The 18,593-nt window shown below is 68.1% G+C and carries 15 protein-coding genes; 10 read left to right on the top strand and 5 right to left on the bottom strand.

Going from position 1 to position 18,593, the window contains the following annotated elements; genetic code table 11:
* Nucleotides 1-61: 61 nt before the first annotated feature.
* The 3 genes from ACZY1G_RS23955 to ACZY1G_RS23945 are packed head-to-tail and all read left to right on the top strand — an operon-like array spanning nucleotide 62 to nucleotide 6,002.
* Nucleotides 62-4,939: an NAD-glutamate dehydrogenase gene (locus ACZY1G_RS23955; protein ID WP_463823789.1), complete on the top strand. Its 4,878-nt coding sequence runs from the start codon at nucleotides 62-64 to the stop codon at nucleotides 4,937-4,939.
* Nucleotides 4,940-4,947: 8 nt separating this feature from the next.
* Nucleotides 4,948-5,364, top strand: coding sequence for an acyl-CoA thioesterase (locus ACZY1G_RS23950; protein WP_463823856.1), 417 nt, complete (start codon nucleotides 4,948-4,950; stop codon nucleotides 5,362-5,364).
* On the top strand, nucleotides 5,361-6,002 hold the full coding sequence (locus tag ACZY1G_RS23945; protein WP_463817628.1) for a DUF8185 domain-containing protein: 642 nt from the start codon (nucleotides 5,361-5,363) through the stop codon (nucleotides 6,000-6,002). The genes ACZY1G_RS23950 and ACZY1G_RS23945 overlap by 4 nt, the downstream gene beginning before the upstream one ends.
* 87 nt (nucleotides 6,003-6,089) lie before the next feature.
* Here ACZY1G_RS23945 and ACZY1G_RS23940 read toward each other — a convergent pair whose 3' ends face one another.
* Genes ACZY1G_RS23940 through ACZY1G_RS23930 form a run of 3 tightly spaced genes read right to left on the bottom strand, consistent with a single transcriptional unit; the run spans nucleotide 6,090 to nucleotide 10,332 of the window.
* The gene (locus tag ACZY1G_RS23940) at nucleotides 6,090-6,479 is read right to left on the bottom strand and encodes a globin (RefSeq protein ID WP_463823788.1); all 390 of its coding nucleotides are present in this window, start codon (nucleotides 6,477-6,479) and stop codon (nucleotides 6,090-6,092) included.
* A gap of 39 nt (nucleotides 6,480-6,518) precedes the next feature.
* Nucleotides 6,519-9,113 carry a helix-turn-helix transcriptional regulator gene (locus ACZY1G_RS23935; protein ID WP_463823787.1) on the bottom strand — a complete coding sequence of 865 codons (2,595 nt, stop codon included), beginning with the start codon at nucleotides 9,111-9,113 and terminating at the stop codon, nucleotides 6,519-6,521.
* 52 nt (nucleotides 9,114-9,165) lie between these two features.
* Nucleotides 9,166-10,332, bottom strand: a complete 1,167-nt coding sequence (locus ACZY1G_RS23930) for a catalase family protein (protein ID WP_463823786.1) — start codon at nucleotides 10,330-10,332, stop codon at nucleotides 9,166-9,168.
* 158 nt (nucleotides 10,333-10,490) lie between these two features.
* Between ACZY1G_RS23930 and ACZY1G_RS23925 the strand changes: the two genes are divergently transcribed.
* Genes ACZY1G_RS23925 through ACZY1G_RS23915 form a run of 3 tightly spaced genes read left to right on the top strand, consistent with a single transcriptional unit; the run spans nucleotide 10,491 to nucleotide 11,878 of the window.
* Entirely contained in the window at nucleotides 10,491-11,156 is a 666-nt protein-coding gene (locus tag ACZY1G_RS23925) for an HNH endonuclease (protein ID WP_463817623.1), read from the top strand.
* 25 nt (nucleotides 11,157-11,181) lie between these two features.
* Complete coding sequence (gene ctaJ / locus ACZY1G_RS23920) at nucleotides 11,182-11,415, top strand: aa3-type cytochrome oxidase subunit CtaJ (RefSeq protein WP_463817621.1); 234 nt, start codon at nucleotides 11,182-11,184, stop codon at nucleotides 11,413-11,415.
* Nucleotides 11,402-11,878: a DUF5130 domain-containing protein gene (locus ACZY1G_RS23915; protein ID WP_463817619.1), complete on the top strand. Its 477-nt coding sequence runs from the start codon at nucleotides 11,402-11,404 to the stop codon at nucleotides 11,876-11,878. The genes ctaJ and ACZY1G_RS23915 overlap by 14 nt, the downstream gene beginning before the upstream one ends.
* A 26-nt stretch (nucleotides 11,879-11,904) precedes the next feature.
* Here the strand turns inward: ACZY1G_RS23915 and ACZY1G_RS23910 are convergent, their stop codons facing one another.
* Together ACZY1G_RS23910 and pepN are read right to left on the bottom strand one after the other, a co-directional pair.
* Complete coding sequence (locus tag ACZY1G_RS23910; protein WP_463823785.1) at nucleotides 11,905-12,294, bottom strand: HNH endonuclease; 390 nt, start codon at nucleotides 12,292-12,294, stop codon at nucleotides 11,905-11,907.
* A gap of 56 nt (nucleotides 12,295-12,350) precedes the next feature.
* Complete coding sequence (gene pepN, locus ACZY1G_RS23905) at nucleotides 12,351-14,936, bottom strand: aminopeptidase N (RefSeq protein ID WP_463823784.1); 2,586 nt, start codon at nucleotides 14,934-14,936, stop codon at nucleotides 12,351-12,353.
* 92 nt (nucleotides 14,937-15,028) lie between these two features.
* Between pepN and ACZY1G_RS23900 the strand changes: the two genes are divergently transcribed.
* The 4 genes from ACZY1G_RS23900 (at nucleotide 15,029) to ACZY1G_RS23885 (ending at nucleotide 18,491) form a co-directional block, all read left to right on the top strand.
* The gene (locus tag ACZY1G_RS23900) at nucleotides 15,029-15,637 is read left to right on the top strand and encodes a mycothiol-dependent nitroreductase Rv2466c family protein (RefSeq protein WP_463823783.1); all 609 of its coding nucleotides are present in this window, start codon (nucleotides 15,029-15,031) and stop codon (nucleotides 15,635-15,637) included.
* A 66-nt stretch (nucleotides 15,638-15,703) separates the two neighbouring features.
* Complete coding sequence (locus ACZY1G_RS23895; protein WP_463823782.1) at nucleotides 15,704-17,095, top strand: purine-cytosine permease family protein; 1,392 nt, start codon at nucleotides 15,704-15,706, stop codon at nucleotides 17,093-17,095.
* Between the two features lie 14 nt (nucleotides 17,096-17,109).
* Nucleotides 17,110-17,535, top strand: coding sequence for a nucleoside deaminase (locus ACZY1G_RS23890; RefSeq protein ID WP_463817775.1), 426 nt, complete (start codon nucleotides 17,110-17,112; stop codon nucleotides 17,533-17,535).
* Nucleotides 17,532-18,491, top strand: a complete 960-nt coding sequence (locus tag ACZY1G_RS23885) for an isopenicillin N synthase family dioxygenase (protein ID WP_463817613.1) — start codon at nucleotides 17,532-17,534, stop codon at nucleotides 18,489-18,491. The genes ACZY1G_RS23890 and ACZY1G_RS23885 overlap by 4 nt, the downstream gene beginning before the upstream one ends.
* The last annotated feature ends 102 nt before the right edge of the window (nucleotides 18,492-18,593 follow it).

Genomic DNA, 18,593 nt, shown 5'->3' with positions numbered 1-18,593 from the left:
GTGCGGACCCGGTCGCAGCCAACGGCGGCAGGTCCGCAGCGTGTGACTGGAGGAGCGGCGGATGTCGTTGAATCCCGGTGCGATCGGGGCAACTGAGAAAGACCTGACCCCTGAGGCGATCGATCGATTGATCCCCGCGTACCTGCAGACCTATCGGGGGCCCCACGGCGGTGCGCCCGGCTCGGAGGGGGCCGTCACCGGTCCTCTCCGCAGCCCGTCCGACGGCATGTCGGCCATGGTGGAGGCGCAGTACCGGCTCGGCCGCCAGCGGTCTGCCGGAGCGACGCTGGTCGCCGTCTACCGCGCCGACGAACCCGGCGGGTTCGGCCCGGCGCTTCAGGTCATCACCGACAGCGCGCCGATGCTGATGGATTCGGTGACGGTGCTGCTGCACCGCGTCGGGGTCGCCTACAAGGCGATCATGAATCCGGTGTTCCGGGTGCGCCGCGGCGCGGGCGGGGAACTCCTCGACATCGTGCCGTCCTCGGAAGCGACATTCGGTGACGGCGTCGACGAGACCTGGGTGCACGTGCAACTCTCCAGCGCCGTCGACCGGCGCGCGCTGGCCGAGGCCGAACGGCTCCTGCCCCGGGTTCTCGCCGACGCCCGCCAGGTCGCGCTGGATTCGCAGAGCATGGGTGCGACGCTGCGCGGGCTGGCCGCCGAACTCGACAGCGACACCGGTCGGCGCTTCCCGAGCACCGACCGCAAGGATGTCGCGGCGCTGTTGCGCTGGCTCGCCGACGGCCACTTCGTTCTGCTGGGCTACCAGCGCTGCCCCGTGCGTGACGGGCACGCCACCGTCGACGCCGCCAGCCGTCTCGGGGTGCTGCGGCTGCGCCAAGACGTTCTGCCCCAGCTGACCAACAAGGACGAACTGCTGGCGTTGGCGCAGGCGACGATCCCGAGCTTCCTGCGCTACGGCGCCTACCCGCAGATCATCGTGGTGCGCGAGCAGGCCGAGGACGGTAGCGCCGACGCCGCGGCCGTCGAGCACCGTTTCGTCGGACTGTTCACCGTCGCCGCCATGAACGCCAATGTGCTCGAGATCCCGTTGATCTCCCGTCGTGTCAACGATGCGCTCGCGATGGCCCACCGCGATCCCAGTCACCCGGGGCAGCTTCTGCTCGACATCATCCAGACCATCCCGCGCTCGGAACTGTTCGCGCTGTCCGCCCGCGACCTCCTCGACATGGCGATGGCCGTCGTCGACCTGGGCTCTCGTCGACGCACGCTGTTGTTCATGCGGGCCGATCCACTGGCCCACTTCGTGTCGTGCCTGGTGTATCTGCCGCGTGACCGCTACACCACCGCGGTGCGCCTGGAGATGCAGGACATCCTGGTCCGCGAACTCGGCGGCATCAGCATCGACTACGCCGCGCGAGTGAGCGAATCACCTTGGGCGCTCGTGCATTTCACGGTCCGGTTGCCGGAGGGGTCGCGCGTCGCGGATGTCGATGTCTCCGACGAGAACGAATCGCGCATCCAGGATCTGCTCACCGAGGCTGCGCGCACGTGGGCGGACCGGATGCTCGGTGCGGTTCGGACCGCGTCGATCGATCAGGGCATCGCAGAGCACTACGCCGCTGCGTTCCCGGAGGTCTACAAGCAGGCAGTCAACCCGCTGCACGCCCTGACCGACATCGAGATCATCGAGCAGCTGGGGGACAACTCCGTCAAGCTCGTACTCGACGACACCGAGAACACCGCCGTCGACGGCATCTCGAATCTGATCTGGTACCTCGGCGGCCAGTCGGCGTCACTGAGTCGTCTGCTTCCCATGCTGCAGTCGATGGGCGTGACGGTGCTCGAGGAGCGGCCGTTCACGGTCACGCGGCCCGACGGTCTGCCGGTGTGGATCTACCAGTTCAAGGTGTCGCCGCACCACGGCATCCCGATGACCGGGCCGGGGCCGGAACGGGACGCGACGGCGCAGCGGTTCGCCGATGCCGTCACCGCGATCTGGCACGGCAACTGCGAGATCGACCGGTTCAACGAGCTGGTGCTGCGGGCCGGTCTGACGTGGCAGCAGGTGACGGTGCTGCGGGCCTACGCGAAATACCTGAAACAGGCCGGCTTTTCGTACAGCCAGTCCCACATCGAGGACACTCTGAACAACAACGCGGGCACCGCCCGCTCGCTGGTCGAGCTGTTCGAGGCCTTGTTCAATCCTGCGGTGTTCAGCTCGCCTGAGCAGAACCAGACCGACGTCCGCCGCGATGCCCAGGCGGCGGCCGCGGCGGTGGCCGCCGACATCGACGCTCTGGTCAGCCTCGACACCGACCGGGTGCTGCGGGCGTTCGCCTCGATGATCCAGGCGACGCTGCGCACGAACTACTTCGTGACGCGGGCGGGTTCGGCGCGTGAACGCAATGTGCTGTCACTGAAGATGAACTCGGAGTTGATCGACGAATTGCCCTTGCCGCGGCCGAAATTCGAGATCTTCGTGTACTCGCCGCGGGTCGAGGGCGTGCACCTGCGGTTCGGGTTCGTCGCCCGCGGCGGGTTGCGCTGGTCGGATCGCCGGGAGGACTTCCGCACCGAGATCCTCGGCCTGGTCAAGGCGCAGGCGGTGAAGAACGCCGTGATCGTGCCCGTCGGCGCGAAGGGCGGTTTCGTGGTCAAGAGGCCACCGGCGCCCACCGGGGACGCGGCCGCCGACCGTGACGCCACCCGCGAAGAGGGTGTGGCCTGCTACCGGCTGTTCATCGCCGGGCTGCTCGACCTGACCGACAACGTCGACAAGTCCTCGGGCGCGATCGTCACCCCCGAGGGTGTGGTGCGCCGCGACGGCGACGACGCCTACCTCGTCGTCGCCGCCGACAAGGGCACCGCGACGTTCTCCGACATCGCCAACGACGTCGCGAAGTCCTACGGGTTCTGGCTGGGCGACGCGTTCGCCTCCGGCGGCTCGGTCGGCTACGACCACAAGGCGATGGGCATCACCGCCAAGGGTGCCTGGGAGTCGGTGAAGCGACACTTTCGCGAAATGGGAATCGACACCCAGAGTGAGGATTTCACCGTTGTCGGGGTGGGCGACATGAGCGGCGACGTGTTCGGCAACGGCATGCTGCTCTCCGAGCACATCCGGCTGCTCGCCGCCTTCGATCACCGACACATCTTCATCGACCCCGACCCCGACGCAGCGCGGTCGTGGCAGGAGCGCAAGCGTCTGTTCGAGCTGCCTCGCTCGTCGTGGGAGGACTACGACACCGCGCTGATCAGCGCCGGGGGCGGCGTCTACAGCCGCGAGCAGAAGTCGATCCCGATCAGTGCCGAAGCGCGCACGGCGTTGGGCATCGACGATGGCGTCACCGAGCTGACGCCGCCCGCCCTGATGCGGGCAATCCTCAAGGCGCCGGCCGACTTGCTGTTCAACGGCGGGATCGGTACCTACGTCAAGGCCGAGATCGAGTCCGATGTGGGCGACCGGGCCAACGATGCGGTGCGGGTGAACGGAAACCAGGTGCGCGCCAAGGTGATCGGTGAAGGCGGCAACCTGGGTGTGACGTCGCTGGGCCGCATCGAATTCGACCTCGTCGGCGGCCGGATCAACACCGACGCGCTGGACAACTCCGCGGGCGTCGATTGCTCCGATCACGAGGTCAACATCAAGATCCTCATCGACTCGCTGGTCACGGCCGGCAAGGTCACCGCCGAGGATCGCACCGAGCTTCTGCTGTCGATGACCGACGAGGTGGGCCGACTCGTCCTCGCGGACAACGAGAGTCAGAACGATCTGATGGGCACGAGCCGCGCCAACGCCGCCAGCATGCTGTCGGTGCATGCCCGGATGATCAAGGACTTCGTCGACGAGCGCGGCTTGAATCGTGAGCTCGAGGCCCTGCCGTCGGAGAAGGAGATCCGGCGGCGCACCGAGGCCGGAATCGGGCTCACCTCGCCGGAATTGGCCACCCTGATGGCGCACGTCAAGCTGGCACTCAAAGACGACCTGCTCGCCGGCGACCTGCCCGACCAGGAGGTGTTCGCGTCGCGGTTGCCGTCGTACTTCCCGACGACGCTGAGGGATCGGTTTGCCACCGAGATCCGCTCGCATCAGCTGCGCCGCGAGATCGTCGCCACCATGCTCGTCAACGACGTCGTCGACACCGCGGGCATCTCGTTCGCCTACCGCGTCGCCGAGGACGTCGGGGTGTCGTCGGTCGACGCGGTGCGCAGCTTCGTGGCCGTCGACGCGATCTTCGGCGTCGGCCAGGTGTGGCGGCGTATCCGCGCCGCCGGGGTGGACGGCGTGTCGGTGGCCGTGACCGATCGCATGACGCTGGACCTGCGCCGTCTGATCGACCGCGCCGCGCGCTGGCTGCTCAACTACCGCCCCCAGCCGCTGGCGGTGGGGGCCGAGATCAACCGCTTCGCCGACAAGGTGGCCGCGCTGACGCCGCAGATGTCGGAGTGGTTGCGCGGCGACGACCGGGCGATCGTGATGAAGGAGGCGGGGGAGTTCAGCGGGCAGGGGGTGTCCGAGGAACTCGCGTTCCAGGTGGCCACCGGGCTCTACCAGTTCAGCCTGCTCGACGTCATCGACATCGCCGACATCGTCGACCGCGAGCCGGCAGAGGTGGCGGACACCTACTTCGCGCTGATGGATCACCTGGGCACCGACGGTCTACTCACCGCGGTGTCGCGGCTCTCTCGCGATGATCGCTGGCATTCGTTGGCGCGGTTGGCAATTCGTGACGACATCTACGGCTCGTTGCGCGCGCTGAGCTTCGACGTGCTGGCTGTGGGCGAACCGGACGAGAACGGCGAGGAGAAGATCGCCGAGTGGGAGATGACCAACAGCAACAGGGTCACCCGCGCGCGTCGCACGTTGACCGAGCTCTACGAAAGCGGTGAGCACGATTTGGCGACGCTGTCGGTGGCGGCCCGCCAGATTCGCAGCATGACGAGGACGAGTGGAACGGGAACTTCGGGGTGACGAGCGAGGTGGCACAGCAGGGCTTCACGGCGCCGGTGCACGTGCGATGGTCGGACATCGACATGTACCAGCACATCAACCACGCGACGATGGTCACGATCCTCGAGGAGGCGCGAATCCCGTTCCTGCGGGAGCCGTTCGAGGCGGACATCACCACGATCGGCCTGCTCATCGCTGACGTGAAGATCGCGTACAAGGCGCAGCTGCGGCTCATCGACTCTCCGCTTCAGGTCACCATGTGGACCACCCGGGTGCGGTCGGTCGACTTCACGGTCGGCTACGAGGTCCGCTCCGTCGGTGCCGCACCCGATTCGAAACCCGCGGTCATCGCCGAGACCCAACTGGCCGCGGTCCACATCGAAGAGCAACGACTGCAACGACTCTCGGCCGCGCAGCGGGAGTATCTGCAGCACTGGGCCCGATGAGCGAACGCGGCCTCTGGCTCGACCCTGCACACCGCGACGACCTCGCGGCGTTCACCGAACGTGCCCGCAGTGTCGACGAGGCCGCGGTGGTGCGGCTGCGGGAACGTCCCGGTGGGCTGGTGTCGGCCTGGGTGGCCACCGGATTCGACGTGCTGGCCAGCCGCACCGTCGGGGGCCGGCTACGGCCTGGAGACCTGTCTGCCGCGGCCGATGCGCTGCTGGCCGGGCTCGCGGCGATGACACCCGATGGCCATGTCGATCCGGGGTTCGCGATGGATTCGGCGTGGCGGGGTGGCCTTCCGCCGGACACGGGTTTCGTCCATCTGGACGACGTGCCCGCGCGCGAAGTGTTCGCGCTTGTTCAGCGCGGCTCGGCGCTGGCCCGTGAGCACGCCGGTGCGCATGGGCCGCCGACGTCGCTACTCGACCAGGATGTCGTCGAGGTGGCTGCCGACGATCAGCGGGTCGGCATTCCGATGCGGTGTGTGTTCGCGTTGACCGCGATGGGTTTCGTCCCCGACCACCCAGGTGACGACGACGTGGTGCGGGTCCGGACGACGGCGACGTGGCTACGCATCGATGCCCGTTTCGGCACGGTGTACCGGCGTCGCGGCGACCCCGCCGTGGTCCTGCACTGACGTTTCTCCGGCGAACAGACGCGAACTCGCGTGTTCTGGGCCCGAATTGCACGAGTTCGCGTCTGCTCGCGCTAAGAACCCGCGGGCTCAGAAGGGGGAGTTCACCATCGATTGTGCGGCCATCTCCAGGTACGCGATCAGTTCGCCGCGATGCTTGTCATCGAGGGTCTGCGAGTCGATCTCTGCGACAGCGGTGTGCATGCAGCGCAGCCATGCATCACGCTCGAGATAGCCGATCCGGAACGGGGCATGCCGCATCCTCAACCGCGGATGGCCGCGCCGCTCGGAATAGGTGCGCGGACCACCCCAGTACTGCTCGAGGAACAGCAGCAGCCGTTCCTCGGCGGCCTCGAGCTCGTCCTCGGGGTACAGCGGGCGCAGGATCTCGTCGTCGCGTACCTGCTCGTAGAACCGTGACACGATCCGGTGGAACGTGTCGTGACCGCCGACCGCGTCGTAGAACGATTGTTGATCCATCACCGCCCATTGTGGGCCATGGCCGACGGCGGCCGACGGTCAGGACTTCTTCCGGATCAGCCGGGCCAGTTCGTCGCGGTCGGCGACGTCGAGCTTGAAGCACGCGCGGTAGACGTGTCCCTCCACGGTGCGCACCGACAGCGTCAGTGCTTCGGCCACCTCGCGGTTGGAGAGCCCAGCCGACACCAGCTCGGCGATCTCGCGCTCGCGCGGCGTCAACGGCAGGGGACGGGCCGCGGTCTTGATGGCGGGCGTGGATGCGCCCCCGCACGCCTCGGCCAGACGCAGCGCGGTCGCGCCTGATTCGGTGGTGCGCCGACGGTCCCCGGCCGCGTCGTGCAGCGGCGCGGCCTGCGCGGCGGCGTCGGCTGCCGACAGCATCAGGCCTGCCCGCTTGAACTCGGCGCTGACGGCGTCCAGCCCCGTGGCATCCCCGGCGGCGACGGCTGCGGCATGGCGGGCGAACAACGGCACGACAGTGCCGTGCACGATGCCGGTGAGTTCACCGAGCCGATCGGCCGTGGCGCGGTCCCCGAATCGGGTGGCGTGGTGCAGCGCCTCGGCTTCCAGCGCGAACTGGCCGGATCGCCGCGCGTTGTCCGCGGCGGCCCTGGCCAGCTCGACGGCATTGCGCTCCATGCCCTTGGCGGCGGCGTACCAAGACCGCGAGATCAGCCGCTGCGGTTCGTGCAGTGCCATCGACGGGCCGGAGTGCTCGGCGGCGTCGGTGAGGACGCGCTCCGCCTCGCCGATGCGACCGAGGGCGGCGTAGGCACGGGCCAGTAGCAGCCGCCCGGGCAGCTGCCACGGCAGTGGGCTCTCGGCGGACAACGCGGCCAACGCCTGCTCGATGGATGCGACCACCTCCGGGAAATCACCTCGGGCGGTCGCGACGACGCCGGCCATGATCTTGGCGATCGCCCAGGCGAGGAACTGGCCGACAGAGGAGAAGTCCGCATAGCGCAGAGCGCGTTCCTCGGCGGTCTCGAAATCACCCATGTGGGTCAGCGCCAGCACGTCGCAGTAGCGGACCATCACGCGGATCATGCCGTCGGTGGCCTTCTGCTCGGCTCGGCAGCGCGCGGCGATCGGCTCGAACTCGTCACCGCGGCCCGCCACAGGCATCGCCAAACCCGCGGCGAAGGCGGCGAACTCGACGGCCTGCTCGGGCGCGTGCGGGTCGGCCAGCACAGCCAGTGCCTCGTCGATGCCTTCGGAGATCCTGTTCTCGTGTACCGCCATCGCGGCCGCCGTGGCGCGCAGGATCTGGTTCAGGATCGGAATCCGCACCCGCTCGCGCACCAGGTCGAGCACCTCGTGCGCCTTGGCCACCTCGCCCATCGACCAGAACAGCGTCGACAGCCGTGGCACACCCCACTGCACCAGCTGCACCTCGTCGAGATCGTTGGGGGCGAACTGCGCGAGAATCGCCTCGGCGTCTGCGGGCATGCCCTGCCACAGCAGCGCACGGGAGAGCAGCGCCCCGGAGGCCAGGCTGCCGGTTCGCTCGAACGCGCTGCGCGCCAACCGTTCTCCCAACGGCAGGTTGGACAGGAAGATCGCGTCCTTGGCTGCCGCGGTGAGCAGGTCGACGTCGACGCTCTGATCGCTGTCGATCGACAGGTTCGCCATCCGAATCCGGCTTGCGGCGGTGGAGAGTTCGCGGCGGCGCAGGATCTGCACCACCTGGCCCTTGAGCCGGCGCTCGGCGGCCCGACCGATCTTGGTGCGCACGACGTCACCGACGAGCGGGTGGCTGAAGCGGGCATTGAGGGTGGGGCCGTCCTGGGTGAACCGGATCAGCCCCCGCATCTCGGCCTCGTCGACCGCGGCGTCACCGACGAGCTCGGTGAGCGCGTCGGCGTCCAGCGGTTCGCACAGCGCCAGTAGCTTCAGCGCGGTCATGACCTCGGCACCGGCGCTGTCCAGCCGCGTCTCCAGCAGCGCCACCAGACCCGACGGCACGGCCGTCGGGCCGCGCAGCTGCCACACGTCGCCCACTCTGCGCAGCGTCCCCGCGTCGATGGACCCCTCGACCAGGTGGCGCAGGAACAGTGGATTGCCGCCCGAGGACTGCCACATCAGATCGGCCGACAACCCTTCGAGGCGTCCGCCGATCACGGATTCGACCAGCTTGATGCTCTGTGACTTGGTGAAGGGCTGCAGCTCGATGCGGCGCAGATAGCCGTCTTTCCACAGCGAGGTCACTGCGTCGGGCACCGGTTCTCCGCTGCGGACCGTGGCCAGAATCCGACCCGACTGGTCGACCGCGAGCTGATGCAGCAGCGTGGCCGAGAGCTCGTCGAGCAGATGGGCGTCGTCCACGCCTACGATGCTGTTGCCTTGTGCAACAAGCGATTCGCGGGCGCAGGCGAGAAGGGCCGTCGCGTCGCGGGACGGGCTGCCGCCGACCAGGTGGGCGAAGACGCCGAGCGGAATGCTGCGCGACGATTTCGTCGAGGCGACCCAATGCACCTCTGACCGCACCGATTCCGTCACCATCCGGGCGAGCGTGGTCTTGCCGACGCCGGCATCGCCGACGAGCACAGCACCGTAGGACTCGGCGCCCGTCAGGGCGGACCGCACCGCGTCGAACTCCGCAGGACGGTCGAGCAGCTGCCAACCATGCGGCATATTCCGGGAGTGTAGTGCGCAGCGACCGCCAGTTCTCGCTAATGGCCCCTGGTTAGCGACCGGGACCGGCACCGGGGAACGCCGACAGGTCGCTCGGCTCCAGTTGGGGGACACCGTTCTTCGCATGCCGGTATTCGCTCGAGGCCTCATAGACGCGCAGCTTCAAGCGGTTGATCGACCCCAGCGGGCGGTGCTCGGCGATGCCGCGCCACGAATTGAAAGCCAGGGCGTCGTCGGCGAAATCGCGCAGAGCCTCGTCGTATCCCCTTTGCTCGGGGAAGCGGATCGTCGCCACAGGGCGGTACGGAGACACGGCCTCAGGCCACTCCACCGTGGCATCTTCGAGGGGCATTCGGGCCTCATCGGTGCACAGCTGGACCGCCACCTCGTACTCGGCCGGTTTGCTCGCGAAGTACGAGGCGACCGCACGGGACGCGGCGTCGTAGTGGCCGTCGTCGATCGTCGCCGGAACAGCGCCGGCAACGGTCGACGGCGTCGGCGCCACCCGTAGCTTTGCCACGAAGTCACCGAACCGCACCGGTGCGGCGGTGTAGAACGCCTGCCGCAGCGGGTGGTGGTTGGGTTCGGCGAACACCCGCAACTTGGCGGGCAGGTCCCGTCCGGTCCGCTGCACGACGCGTCGTACTGCGCGCAGCGAACGGTTGATCGCCAGCATCCCGGGATCGGGCAGCACAGTCAGGGCCCTCGCGGTCCGCATGCCGGCCTTCGCGTAGTCGGCGGCGTTGCGGAAAAGGAACGCCGGCTCGGTGACGAAGACGAAGTCCTGGTTCGTGTCGGGAAATCGGGCATCGGCGCGCTCCCCGCTGGGGCCCGTCACCCCGAGGATCTTCAGCCCGAGGCCACGCACACCGCGCACCTGATCGGAGCGGATGGCACCCGAGGTTTGCGAGATCCGGGCGATCACGTCGAACGTGGCGCCCGGCTCGCTGAACATGCCGTGTCGCAGGGTGGCGTCGAGGTCGGTGTGCACGGTCAGTTGTCCGGACAGCACCGCACAACTCTTGGCGTGCGCATCGCGGACGGCGTGGGGTCGGCCGTGGCGCCGGTACTTCGCGAACCAGCGGCTCTTCATGTACTGGAACTGGTTGTTGCGGTGGAGATCGGCGACCAGGCCGGAGATCAGTGCGTCTTCGCCCGGCGGGAACGCGGCCATGGCGGGTTCGTAGCGCAGGTAGGTGCGGGGTCCCCCGTTAGTCATGGGCACAGTCTGAAGGCACGGGGACCGTCCGGCATGAGTAACGCGCTACCTGCAATCGGCGAGCGGTCACGAGAAGTTCACCTGACTGACCAGCGAACACGACCAGAATTGTCGTGCGGTCCGGAGTGATCCGTGGTGAACTGTCGAGCGGAGGACGTATGGTGCAGCGCAGAAATAGTCGCGGCCACCGGCACCACCGGACCGCGACGAGTTCGACCGGGTCGACAGTGAGTGCCCCTGCGCGCGCTCTGCACAGCCTCACCGCGAGTGGCGACGCTCTCGCCTCCGTGGTGCCGGAGCCCTCGATCTGGGGACGCCGCCGGGTGCTTCTGCTCAATTCGACGTTCGAGCCGTTGACGGCGTTGCCCATGCGCCGTGCCGTGGTCATGCTGATGTGCGGCAAGGCCGACGTGGTGCACGACGACCCGCTCGGGCCGGTCATCCATTCGGCGAGCCGCACGATCGTCGTCCCGTCGGTCATCCGTCTGCGCACCTACGTGCGGGTGCCCTACCGGGCGCGGGTGCCGATGACACGGGCCGCGCTGATGCACCGAGACCGGTTCCGGTGCGTGTACTGCGGAGCCAAGGCCGACACGGTCGACCACGTCATTCCGCGTAGCCGCGGAGGCGGGCATTCCTGGGAGAACTGCGTCGCGGCGTGCTCGCCGTGCAATCACCGCAAGGCGGACCGGCTGCTGAGCGAACTGGGCTGGACGCTGCGATCCGCACCGATGCCGCCCAAGGGTCAGCACTGGCGGTTACTGTCCAGCGTCAAAGAACTCGACCCGGCGTGGGTCAGATACCTGGGTGAGGGCGCGGCCTGACCGGGACGTGCGTTACGGTTTGCCCGTGACCAACACAGCTCTTGTGCATGCGAGCTTCCTGCTGATTCCGCTGGCCTTGGCCGGCCTTCTGGCGTTGTTGATCTACCGCAAGAAGGGGCCGCATCCCGCGACGTACAACCTCGCCGAGACGTGGACCCATGAGCCCATCCTGTGGGCTGCGGACGAACCCGCGGATCACGGCCACGGGGGCCACGGTTCGCACGTGACGATCGGAGGCGGCGCAAGTGGCAACTGGTGAAATCACCCGGGCAGGCGCTCTCGACCTGGCCGAACTGCCGTACGGCTCGGTCGTCACCGCGAGCGGACGGATCTCCGGGGTCACCGAGCCCGGCGAGCTGTCGGTGCACTACCCGTTCCCCACGCGGGACCTGGTGGTTCTCGACAACACGTTGAAGTTCGGGTCGCGCGCGGCCAAGGCGCGCTTCGCCGTCTACATCGGCGATCTCGGCGAGGACACCGCGGCGTCGGCGCGGGCGATCCTGGGCCGGGTGCCGACCCCGGACAACGCGGTTCTGCTCGCCGTGTCGCCGAACCAGCGGGCCATCGAGGTCGTCTACGGCTCGAAGGTCAAGGGCCGCGGCATCGAAGAGGCTGCACCGCTGGGTGTCTCCGCGGCTGCAGCGTCGTTCCGCGAAGGCAACCTGATCGACGGTTTGATCAGCGGCATCCGCGTGCTGTCCGCGGGCGTGTCCCCGCGCTGACCCTCACGAGTCTCACGAGAGTGCGCTCACGGTAGCTGGCGGGTGCCGCCGACTACCGGGAGTGCACTCTCGGCGTTCGCTGCCACCAGCGCCGCCCGGATGCGGACGTAGCGCTCCAGGAAGAGCCGCTCGTCGAGCCGCTTGCGCCGCAGCCAGCCGGTGACTTCGTCGTTGCATTTGCTGGCGTTGCACGGCCCGCACGCGGGCACCACGTTGTCCACGGTGTAGCGCCCGCCGCGCGAGATCGCCATCACGCAGTCGCGCTGCAGTGTTCCGGTCGTCGCTCCGCAGTAGGCGCAGCCGCTCCATGCCGCTTTGATCGCCGTCCACTGCGCGTCGGTGAGGTCGTTGACGACGGCCGCAACGCGACGTTTGCGCCTGCGTGCCGCCCTCGCCCTGCGACTGTTGATTACCACCGCGTGAGCGTATGCGCGCGAGCGTGCGCGAACTCCCGTCCCCGAGCGGCGTGTCGCTACTGGGTGTCGAACTCCCGGGCGCGCAGCGACCGTTCCACCCCGGCCCGGCCCTCCAGCACGAGTCGGCGCAGCGCCGGCGGCACCTCGGGATCCGCCAGGAACCGGTCGGCCGCCTCCAGCGCCTCGGCGCTGATGTCCCACGACGGATACAGGCCCACGACCACGGTCTGAGCCACCTCGCTGGACCGCCGCTCCCACACCCCCGAGATCGCCTCGAAGTAGCGGTCCCGGAACGGCGCCAGCACCTCACCCTGCCCGGGTTGGGCGAAACCACCGATGATGGCCCGCGCGGTGATGTTGGCCAGCGTGTCGTCCTCGACCACCTGCTGCCACGCCGCTTCCTTGACCGCCGCCTGCGGGCGCGCCGCCGCCGCGGCCGCGGCCTGACGCCGGCCCGCCGCGGTCGGATCGTTCGCGGCCTCGGCGTCGATCAGCGGGGTCTGCGTGCCGTCGGCGTCGAGCACACCGGCGCGCGCCAGTGCCGTCACCACCCGCCACCGCAGATCCGTGTCCACCACGAGTCCTTCGAGGTTCACCGCGGCCGGCTCATTGTCCAGCAGCGTCTCCAGAACCGCGACGTGATTGGGCGAGAGCACCGACGTGCACAGCGCGTTGACGAACGCCAACTGGTGATCCGAGCCGGGTGCCGACTCGCGGGCCAGGTCCAGCAGGGTATCGCCGAACGCGGGCCACCCGTTCTCCGCGGCCCACTGCTGGTCGGCGTACGACCCCAGCGCAGTCTGCGCCTGCAACAGAAGTCGTTGTGCGACACCGACTTCGGATTCGGCGTGCAAGCCGCTCATCACCAGCGCCACGAAATCACGGGCCCGCAGCTCCGCGTCGCGGGTCATCTCCCACGCCGCGGACCACGCCAGGGTGCGGGGGAGCGGCTCCGCGATGTCGGCGATCCGGCCCAGCACCGTATGCAGGGAATCGGGGTCCAGCCGCAGTGAGCAGTAGGTGAAGTCATCATCGTTGACCAGGATCAGCTTGCCCCGCTTCACACCGCGCAGGCCGGGCACCTCTGTCGTCGGTCCGTCGACGTCGAGCTCCTCGCGGTGCACCCGCACCAACTTGCCCGACGCGTCGTCGTCGTAGATGCCCACCGCGAGGCGATGCACCCGCGTCTCACCGGCGCCCGGCTTTGCGCCGCCCTGCTCGATCGCGAATCGGGTGAAGGTGCCGTCGGCGTCGATGTCGAAATCGGGCCGCAGCGTGTTCAATCCGGTCGTCTTGAGCCACTGCCGTCCCCAGCCGGACAGGTCGCGGCCGGACGACTTCTCCAGTGCGCCCAGCAGATCGCCGAACGTCGCATTGCCGAAGGCGTGGTCGCGGAAGTAGTCGCGCAGTCCTGCGAGGAACGCCTCGAGTCCGACATAGGCCACCAGCTGCTTGAGCACGCTGGCGCCCTTGGCGTAGGTGATGCCGTCGAAGTTCACCTCGACGGCGTGAAGGTCGGGGATGTCGGCTGCCACCGGATGCGTCGACGGCAGCTGGTCCTGCCGGTACGCCCACGACTTCTCCACGTTGGCGAACGTGGTCCAGGCCTGGGTGTACTCGGTGGCCTCGGCCTGGCACAGCACCGAGGCGAAGGTCGCGAAGGACTCGTTGAGCCACAGGTCATCCCACCACTGCATGGTGACCAGGTCGCCGAACCACATGTGGGCCATCTCGTGCAGCACGGTCTCGGCGCGACGCTCATAGGAGTAGCGGGTCACCTTGGACCGGAACACGTAGTCCTCGAGGAACGTCACCGCGCCGGCGTTCTCCATCGCACCGGCGTTGAACTCTGGGACGAACAGTTGGTCGTACTTGCCGAACGCGTACGGGACGCCGAAGTTGTTGTGGTAGAAGCCGAATCCCTGCTTGGTCTCGGTGAACAGACGTTCGGCGTCCATGTACTCTTCCAGCGATTTACGGCAGAAGATGCCCAGCGGGATGTCGCCGTGGTCGTCGCTGTAGACGTCGTCCCAGCGGGCGTACGGCCCGGCGATCAGCGCCACCAGGTAGGTGCTCATCCGCGGGGTGGCCTTGAACGTGTGGTTCTTGGCCTTACCGTCCCAGGTCACGTCGACGGTCGCCCCGTTGGAGATCACCTCCCAGTGCCCCGGCGCGGTGACGGTGATGTCGAAGGCGGCTTTGAGGTCGGGCTGGTCGAAGCAGGCGAACATCCGCTTGGCGTCGGCGGTCTCGAACTGCGAGTACAGGTAGACCTCGTCATCGACAGGGTCGACGAAGCGGTGCAGTCCCTCGCCGGTGTTGGAGTACCGGCAGTCAGCGTCGACGACGACGACGTTGTGTTCGGCGAGCCCGGTGAGCGCAATGCCCGTCGACTCGTCGTAGCTGGACACGTCGATGTCGTTGCCGTTGAGCGTTGCGCTGCGGATCGAGTCCGCCGCGAGGTCGAGGTAGGTGTCGGCGCCGGCGGTGGCGTCGAATTCGATGGTCGTCACCGAGCGGAAGGTCTGCTCGCTCGGCGAGCCCTCGCCGTCGGTCAGATCGAGGGCGACGCGATAACTGTCGACGGTGATCAGGGCGGCGCGTTCGGCAGCTTGGTCGCGCGTCAGATTAGGAAGGGCCACGCTCGTCAACACTAGTCTCAAGCCGGGAAGACAGGACGGGCGTCGGTGGTTGACGCAATGGACGTCTGTCACCGACTCGAGGAGGAGACCCCATGGCCGAGAAGTCCCGCGCCGATTTCTGGTTCGACCCGCTGTGTCCGTGGTGCTGGATCACCTCCCGCTGGATTCTCGAAGTGGAGAAGGTCCGCGATGTCGACGTCAACTTCCACGTCATGAGCCTCGCGGTGCTCAACGAGGGCAGGGATCTGCCCGAGGAGTACCAGGAGATGATGAAGAAGGCGTGGGGTCCGGTGCGCGTCGCGATCGCCGCCGAGGAGGCCCACGGCGCCGACGTGCTGGGGCCGCTGTACACGGCGATGGGCACGCGGATCCACAACCAGGACAACAAGGACTTCGCGCAGGTGATCAGCGAGTCTCTGGCCGAGGTGGGACTGCCCGCAGAGCTTTCCAAGGCCGCCGACTCCGACGCCCACGACGAGGCGCTGCGCAAGAGTCATCACGAGGGCATGGACGCCGTCGGCGACGATGTCGGCACACCGACCATTCACGTCAACGGGGTGGCGTTCTTCGGGCCGGTGCTCTCGAAGATCCCGCGCGGCGAAGAGGCCGGAAAGCTGTGGGACGCCTCGGTGACGTTCGCGTCCTACCCGCACTTCTGGGAACTCAAGCGTTCCCGCACCGAGTCGCCGTCGTTCGACTGAGTAGCAATTGTTTCGGGCGCGTTGCGTCCGGTTGCGCGGTGACAGGTGCGCCCTCAGGGTAGATCGGTGACAGTCACCGAACCCACCACCGACGGCTCCTACCGGGACCGCGTGGTCGCCGTCGAACCGGGCGGCACCGAGCACATCGCCGACGCGGACCGGCACGGCAAGCCGAGCCAGCTGTTCTGGACGTGGACGTCGCCGAACCTGGAGTTCGCGACGATCTTCGTCGGCATGCTCGCGGTGCTCGCGTTCGGAATGACGTTCTGGCAGGCGGTCGCCGGCATCGTCATCGGTACCGGGCTGGGCGCTGTGGCCCACTACTTCCTCTCGGCGCGCGGGCCACTGCACGGCGTTCCCCAGATGGTGTTGGGCCGGTTGGCGTTCGGCTTCAAGGGCAACGCGGTGCCGTCGGTGCTGATGTCGGTCACCGCCGGCGTCGGCTGGTTCGCCACCAACAGTGTCAGCGGTGCGTTCGCGCTGTCCACACTGTTCGGTATCGGACCGCTGATGGGGTTGGTGATCATCGTCGCGGCCCAGACGGCACTCGCGTTCTTCGGGCACAACCTGGTACAGGCCTTCGAGCGGTACTCATTCCCCGTACTCGCCATCGTCTTCCTCGCAGCGTCGGTGGCGATCTTCGTCCACGCTGACATCGGCAACGGCGCACCGGCCGCCGACGGGGTCGGCGGGCTGGGTGGCTTCCTGCTCACCGTCGGCACGTCGTTCGGCTATGCGGCCGGGTGGACGCCGTATGCCGCAGACTTCACCCGGTACCTGCCGGCGACCGTGTCCGGTCCGCGGACCGGGTTCTTCGCCGCTGCTGGGCTTTTCACCGCGTGTGTGGTGCTGGAGGTGGTGGGGGCCGCGTCGGTGACGACGGGTGAGGCGTCCCTGGCCGACCCGACCGGCTCGTTCACCGCCGAGCTGGCATCGCCGTTGGCCAAGGCGACCCTGTTGGCCATCGCCGTCGGCGCGATCGCGGCCAACGCGATCAACGTGTACTCCGGCGCGATGGCGTTCGTCTCGACCGGCATCGCCCTGCCCGCCCATGTCGCCCGTGCGTTGGTGACGGTGTTCTTCGGCGTCGCGGGATTCCTCGTCGCCTGGTGGGCGTTGCCCGACGCCGCGCACAGTTACGAGGCGTTCCTGCTGATCATCGCCTACTGGGTGGGGCCCTGGCTGGGCGTGGTGTTCGCCGATCAGTACCTGCGCCGCGGGCGACCGGTCGCGCATCTGCTCTACGACCGCTCCTATGCGAACTGGGGAGGTCTTGCGGCCTTCCTGATCGGCCTGGTCGTCTCGGTGGTGCTGTTCGCCAATCAGGAGAAGTTGGTCGGTGTGGTGGCGGCGGCGATACCTCAGCTCGGCGACATCACCTTCTTCGTCGGTTTCGTGCTCGCCGGGGCCGCATACTTGGTGCTGTGTCGAAAAGCGATCACAGCTCCCACGCCGTGACCTCACCGCAGACGATGCTCGACGTTGCGGTCGAGGAGGCCCGAAAAGGACTGGCAGAAGGCGGGATACCGATCGGGGCAGCGTTGTTCGCCGCCGACGGGACACTGCTCGGCAGCGGCCACAACCAGCGCGTGCAACGTGACGACCCGTCGATCCACGCCGAGACCGACGCGTTCCGCAATGCGGGCCGCCAGCGCGGATACTCCTCGACGACCATGGTGACGACGCTGTCCCCGTGCTGGTACTGCAGCGGGCTGGTGCGGCAGTTCAACATCGGCGCCGTGGTGATCGGGGAGAGTACGACCTTCACCGGCGGGCACGACTGGCTGGCCGAGCACGGCGTGGCTGTCACCGTGCTCGAGGACGAGCGGTGCGTGGCGATGATGACGGATTTCATCGCGGCGCATCCGGAACTGTGGGCGGAGGACATCGGAGAATGAGTGTGATTGCCAGCGTCGACCTTTCGCGGTGGCGGCTGGGCGGAGCCGACGCCGACTCGGTGGCCGCCGAGGTGGACGAGGGTCTGCAGCGCGCGGGCTTCATCCTGGTGACCGGACACGGGGTCGACGCGAGGTTGGCCGCCGACGTGCGGGCTGCGGCCCGGGAGTTCTTCGCGTTGCCCGCGCCGGTCAAGAGTCGCTACGCGGTGCCGGTCGGCGGGCACGGGTGGATCGGTCCGGGGGCCGAAGCCAACGGCTACGCCGAGGGCACCGAGACCCCGCCCGATCTGAAGGAGAGTTTCAGCCTGGGCGCCGAGACCTCCACCGGCGACGCCGAGGTCGATCGAATCTGGTTCGCGCCCAACGTGTGGCCGTCCGAGGTGCCTGCGTTGCAACGGTTGGTCGACGAGTACACCGCGCAGATGCGCGGTGTCGCCGACGATCTGCTGGCGCTGTTCGCGCACGCACTTCGGTTGCCGCTCAACCCTTTCGTCGAGCTGGCCAGCATGCCGACGTGGACGATGAACATCAACCACTACCCGCCGGTCAGCGTCGTCGGTGATCCCGAGCCGGGGCAGTTTCGCATCGGCCCGCACACCGACTTCGGCACCGTGACGATTCTCGATCGCGAGCCGGGCGCCGGTGGTCTTCAGGTGTTCAGCGAGGAGGCCGGCTGGGAGGACGCGCCGTACGATCCTGCGGCCCTGACCGTGAACATCGGTGATCTGCTCGAGTACTGGAGCGGTCGGCGGTGGCCGTCGGGCCGGCACCGGGTGTTGCCGCCGCAGCCGCATGCTCCCGAAGAGGATCTGGTGTCGCTCATCTACTTCTACGAGGCCAACCACGACGCCGTCGTCACGCCGCTGGCGCCGCCCGTCGGCCGGGAGACGGGGCTGACGCCGGTGACGACGTCGGACTTCATCAAGGCACGCCTCGACGCCATCACCATCGGCTGAGCTCCACTACGCCCAACCCGACATTTGGGCGCGAAATCGGGGGCTTTTTGCGCCCAACCCGACGTTTGGGCGGGCTGAAGTCGTGAGGAAGTAGGGTATCGG

This window comes from Mycobacterium sp. IDUB_5, assembly GCF_055419565.1.
This window is presented reverse-complemented; position numbering and strand designations above follow the sequence as displayed.

Excerpts from the sequence above, each read along its gene's own strand:
- ACZY1G_RS23955 (WP_463823789.1), top strand. The coding sequence starts at position 62 with ATGTCGTTGAATCCCGGTGCGATCGGGGCAACTGAGAAAGACCTGACC.
- ACZY1G_RS23945 (WP_463817628.1), top strand. The coding sequence starts at position 5,361 with ATGAGCGAACGCGGCCTCTGGCTCGACCCTGCACACCGCGACGACCTC.
- ACZY1G_RS23940 (WP_463823788.1), bottom strand. The coding sequence starts at position 6,479 with ATGGATCAACAATCGTTCTACGACGCGGTCGGCGGTCACGACACGTTC.
- ACZY1G_RS23935 (WP_463823787.1), bottom strand. The coding sequence starts at position 9,113 with ATGCCGCATGGTTGGCAGCTGCTCGACCGTCCTGCGGAGTTCGACGCG.
- ACZY1G_RS23930 (WP_463823786.1), bottom strand. The coding sequence starts at position 10,332 with ATGACTAACGGGGGACCCCGCACCTACCTGCGCTACGAACCCGCCATG.
- ACZY1G_RS23925 (WP_463817623.1), top strand. The coding sequence starts at position 10,491 with ATGGTGCAGCGCAGAAATAGTCGCGGCCACCGGCACCACCGGACCGCG.
- ACZY1G_RS23900 (WP_463823783.1), top strand. The coding sequence starts at position 15,029 with ATGGCCGAGAAGTCCCGCGCCGATTTCTGGTTCGACCCGCTGTGTCCG.
- ACZY1G_RS23890 (WP_463817775.1), top strand. The coding sequence starts at position 17,110 with ATGCTCGACGTTGCGGTCGAGGAGGCCCGAAAAGGACTGGCAGAAGGC.
- ACZY1G_RS23885 (WP_463817613.1), top strand. The coding sequence starts at position 17,532 with ATGAGTGTGATTGCCAGCGTCGACCTTTCGCGGTGGCGGCTGGGCGGA.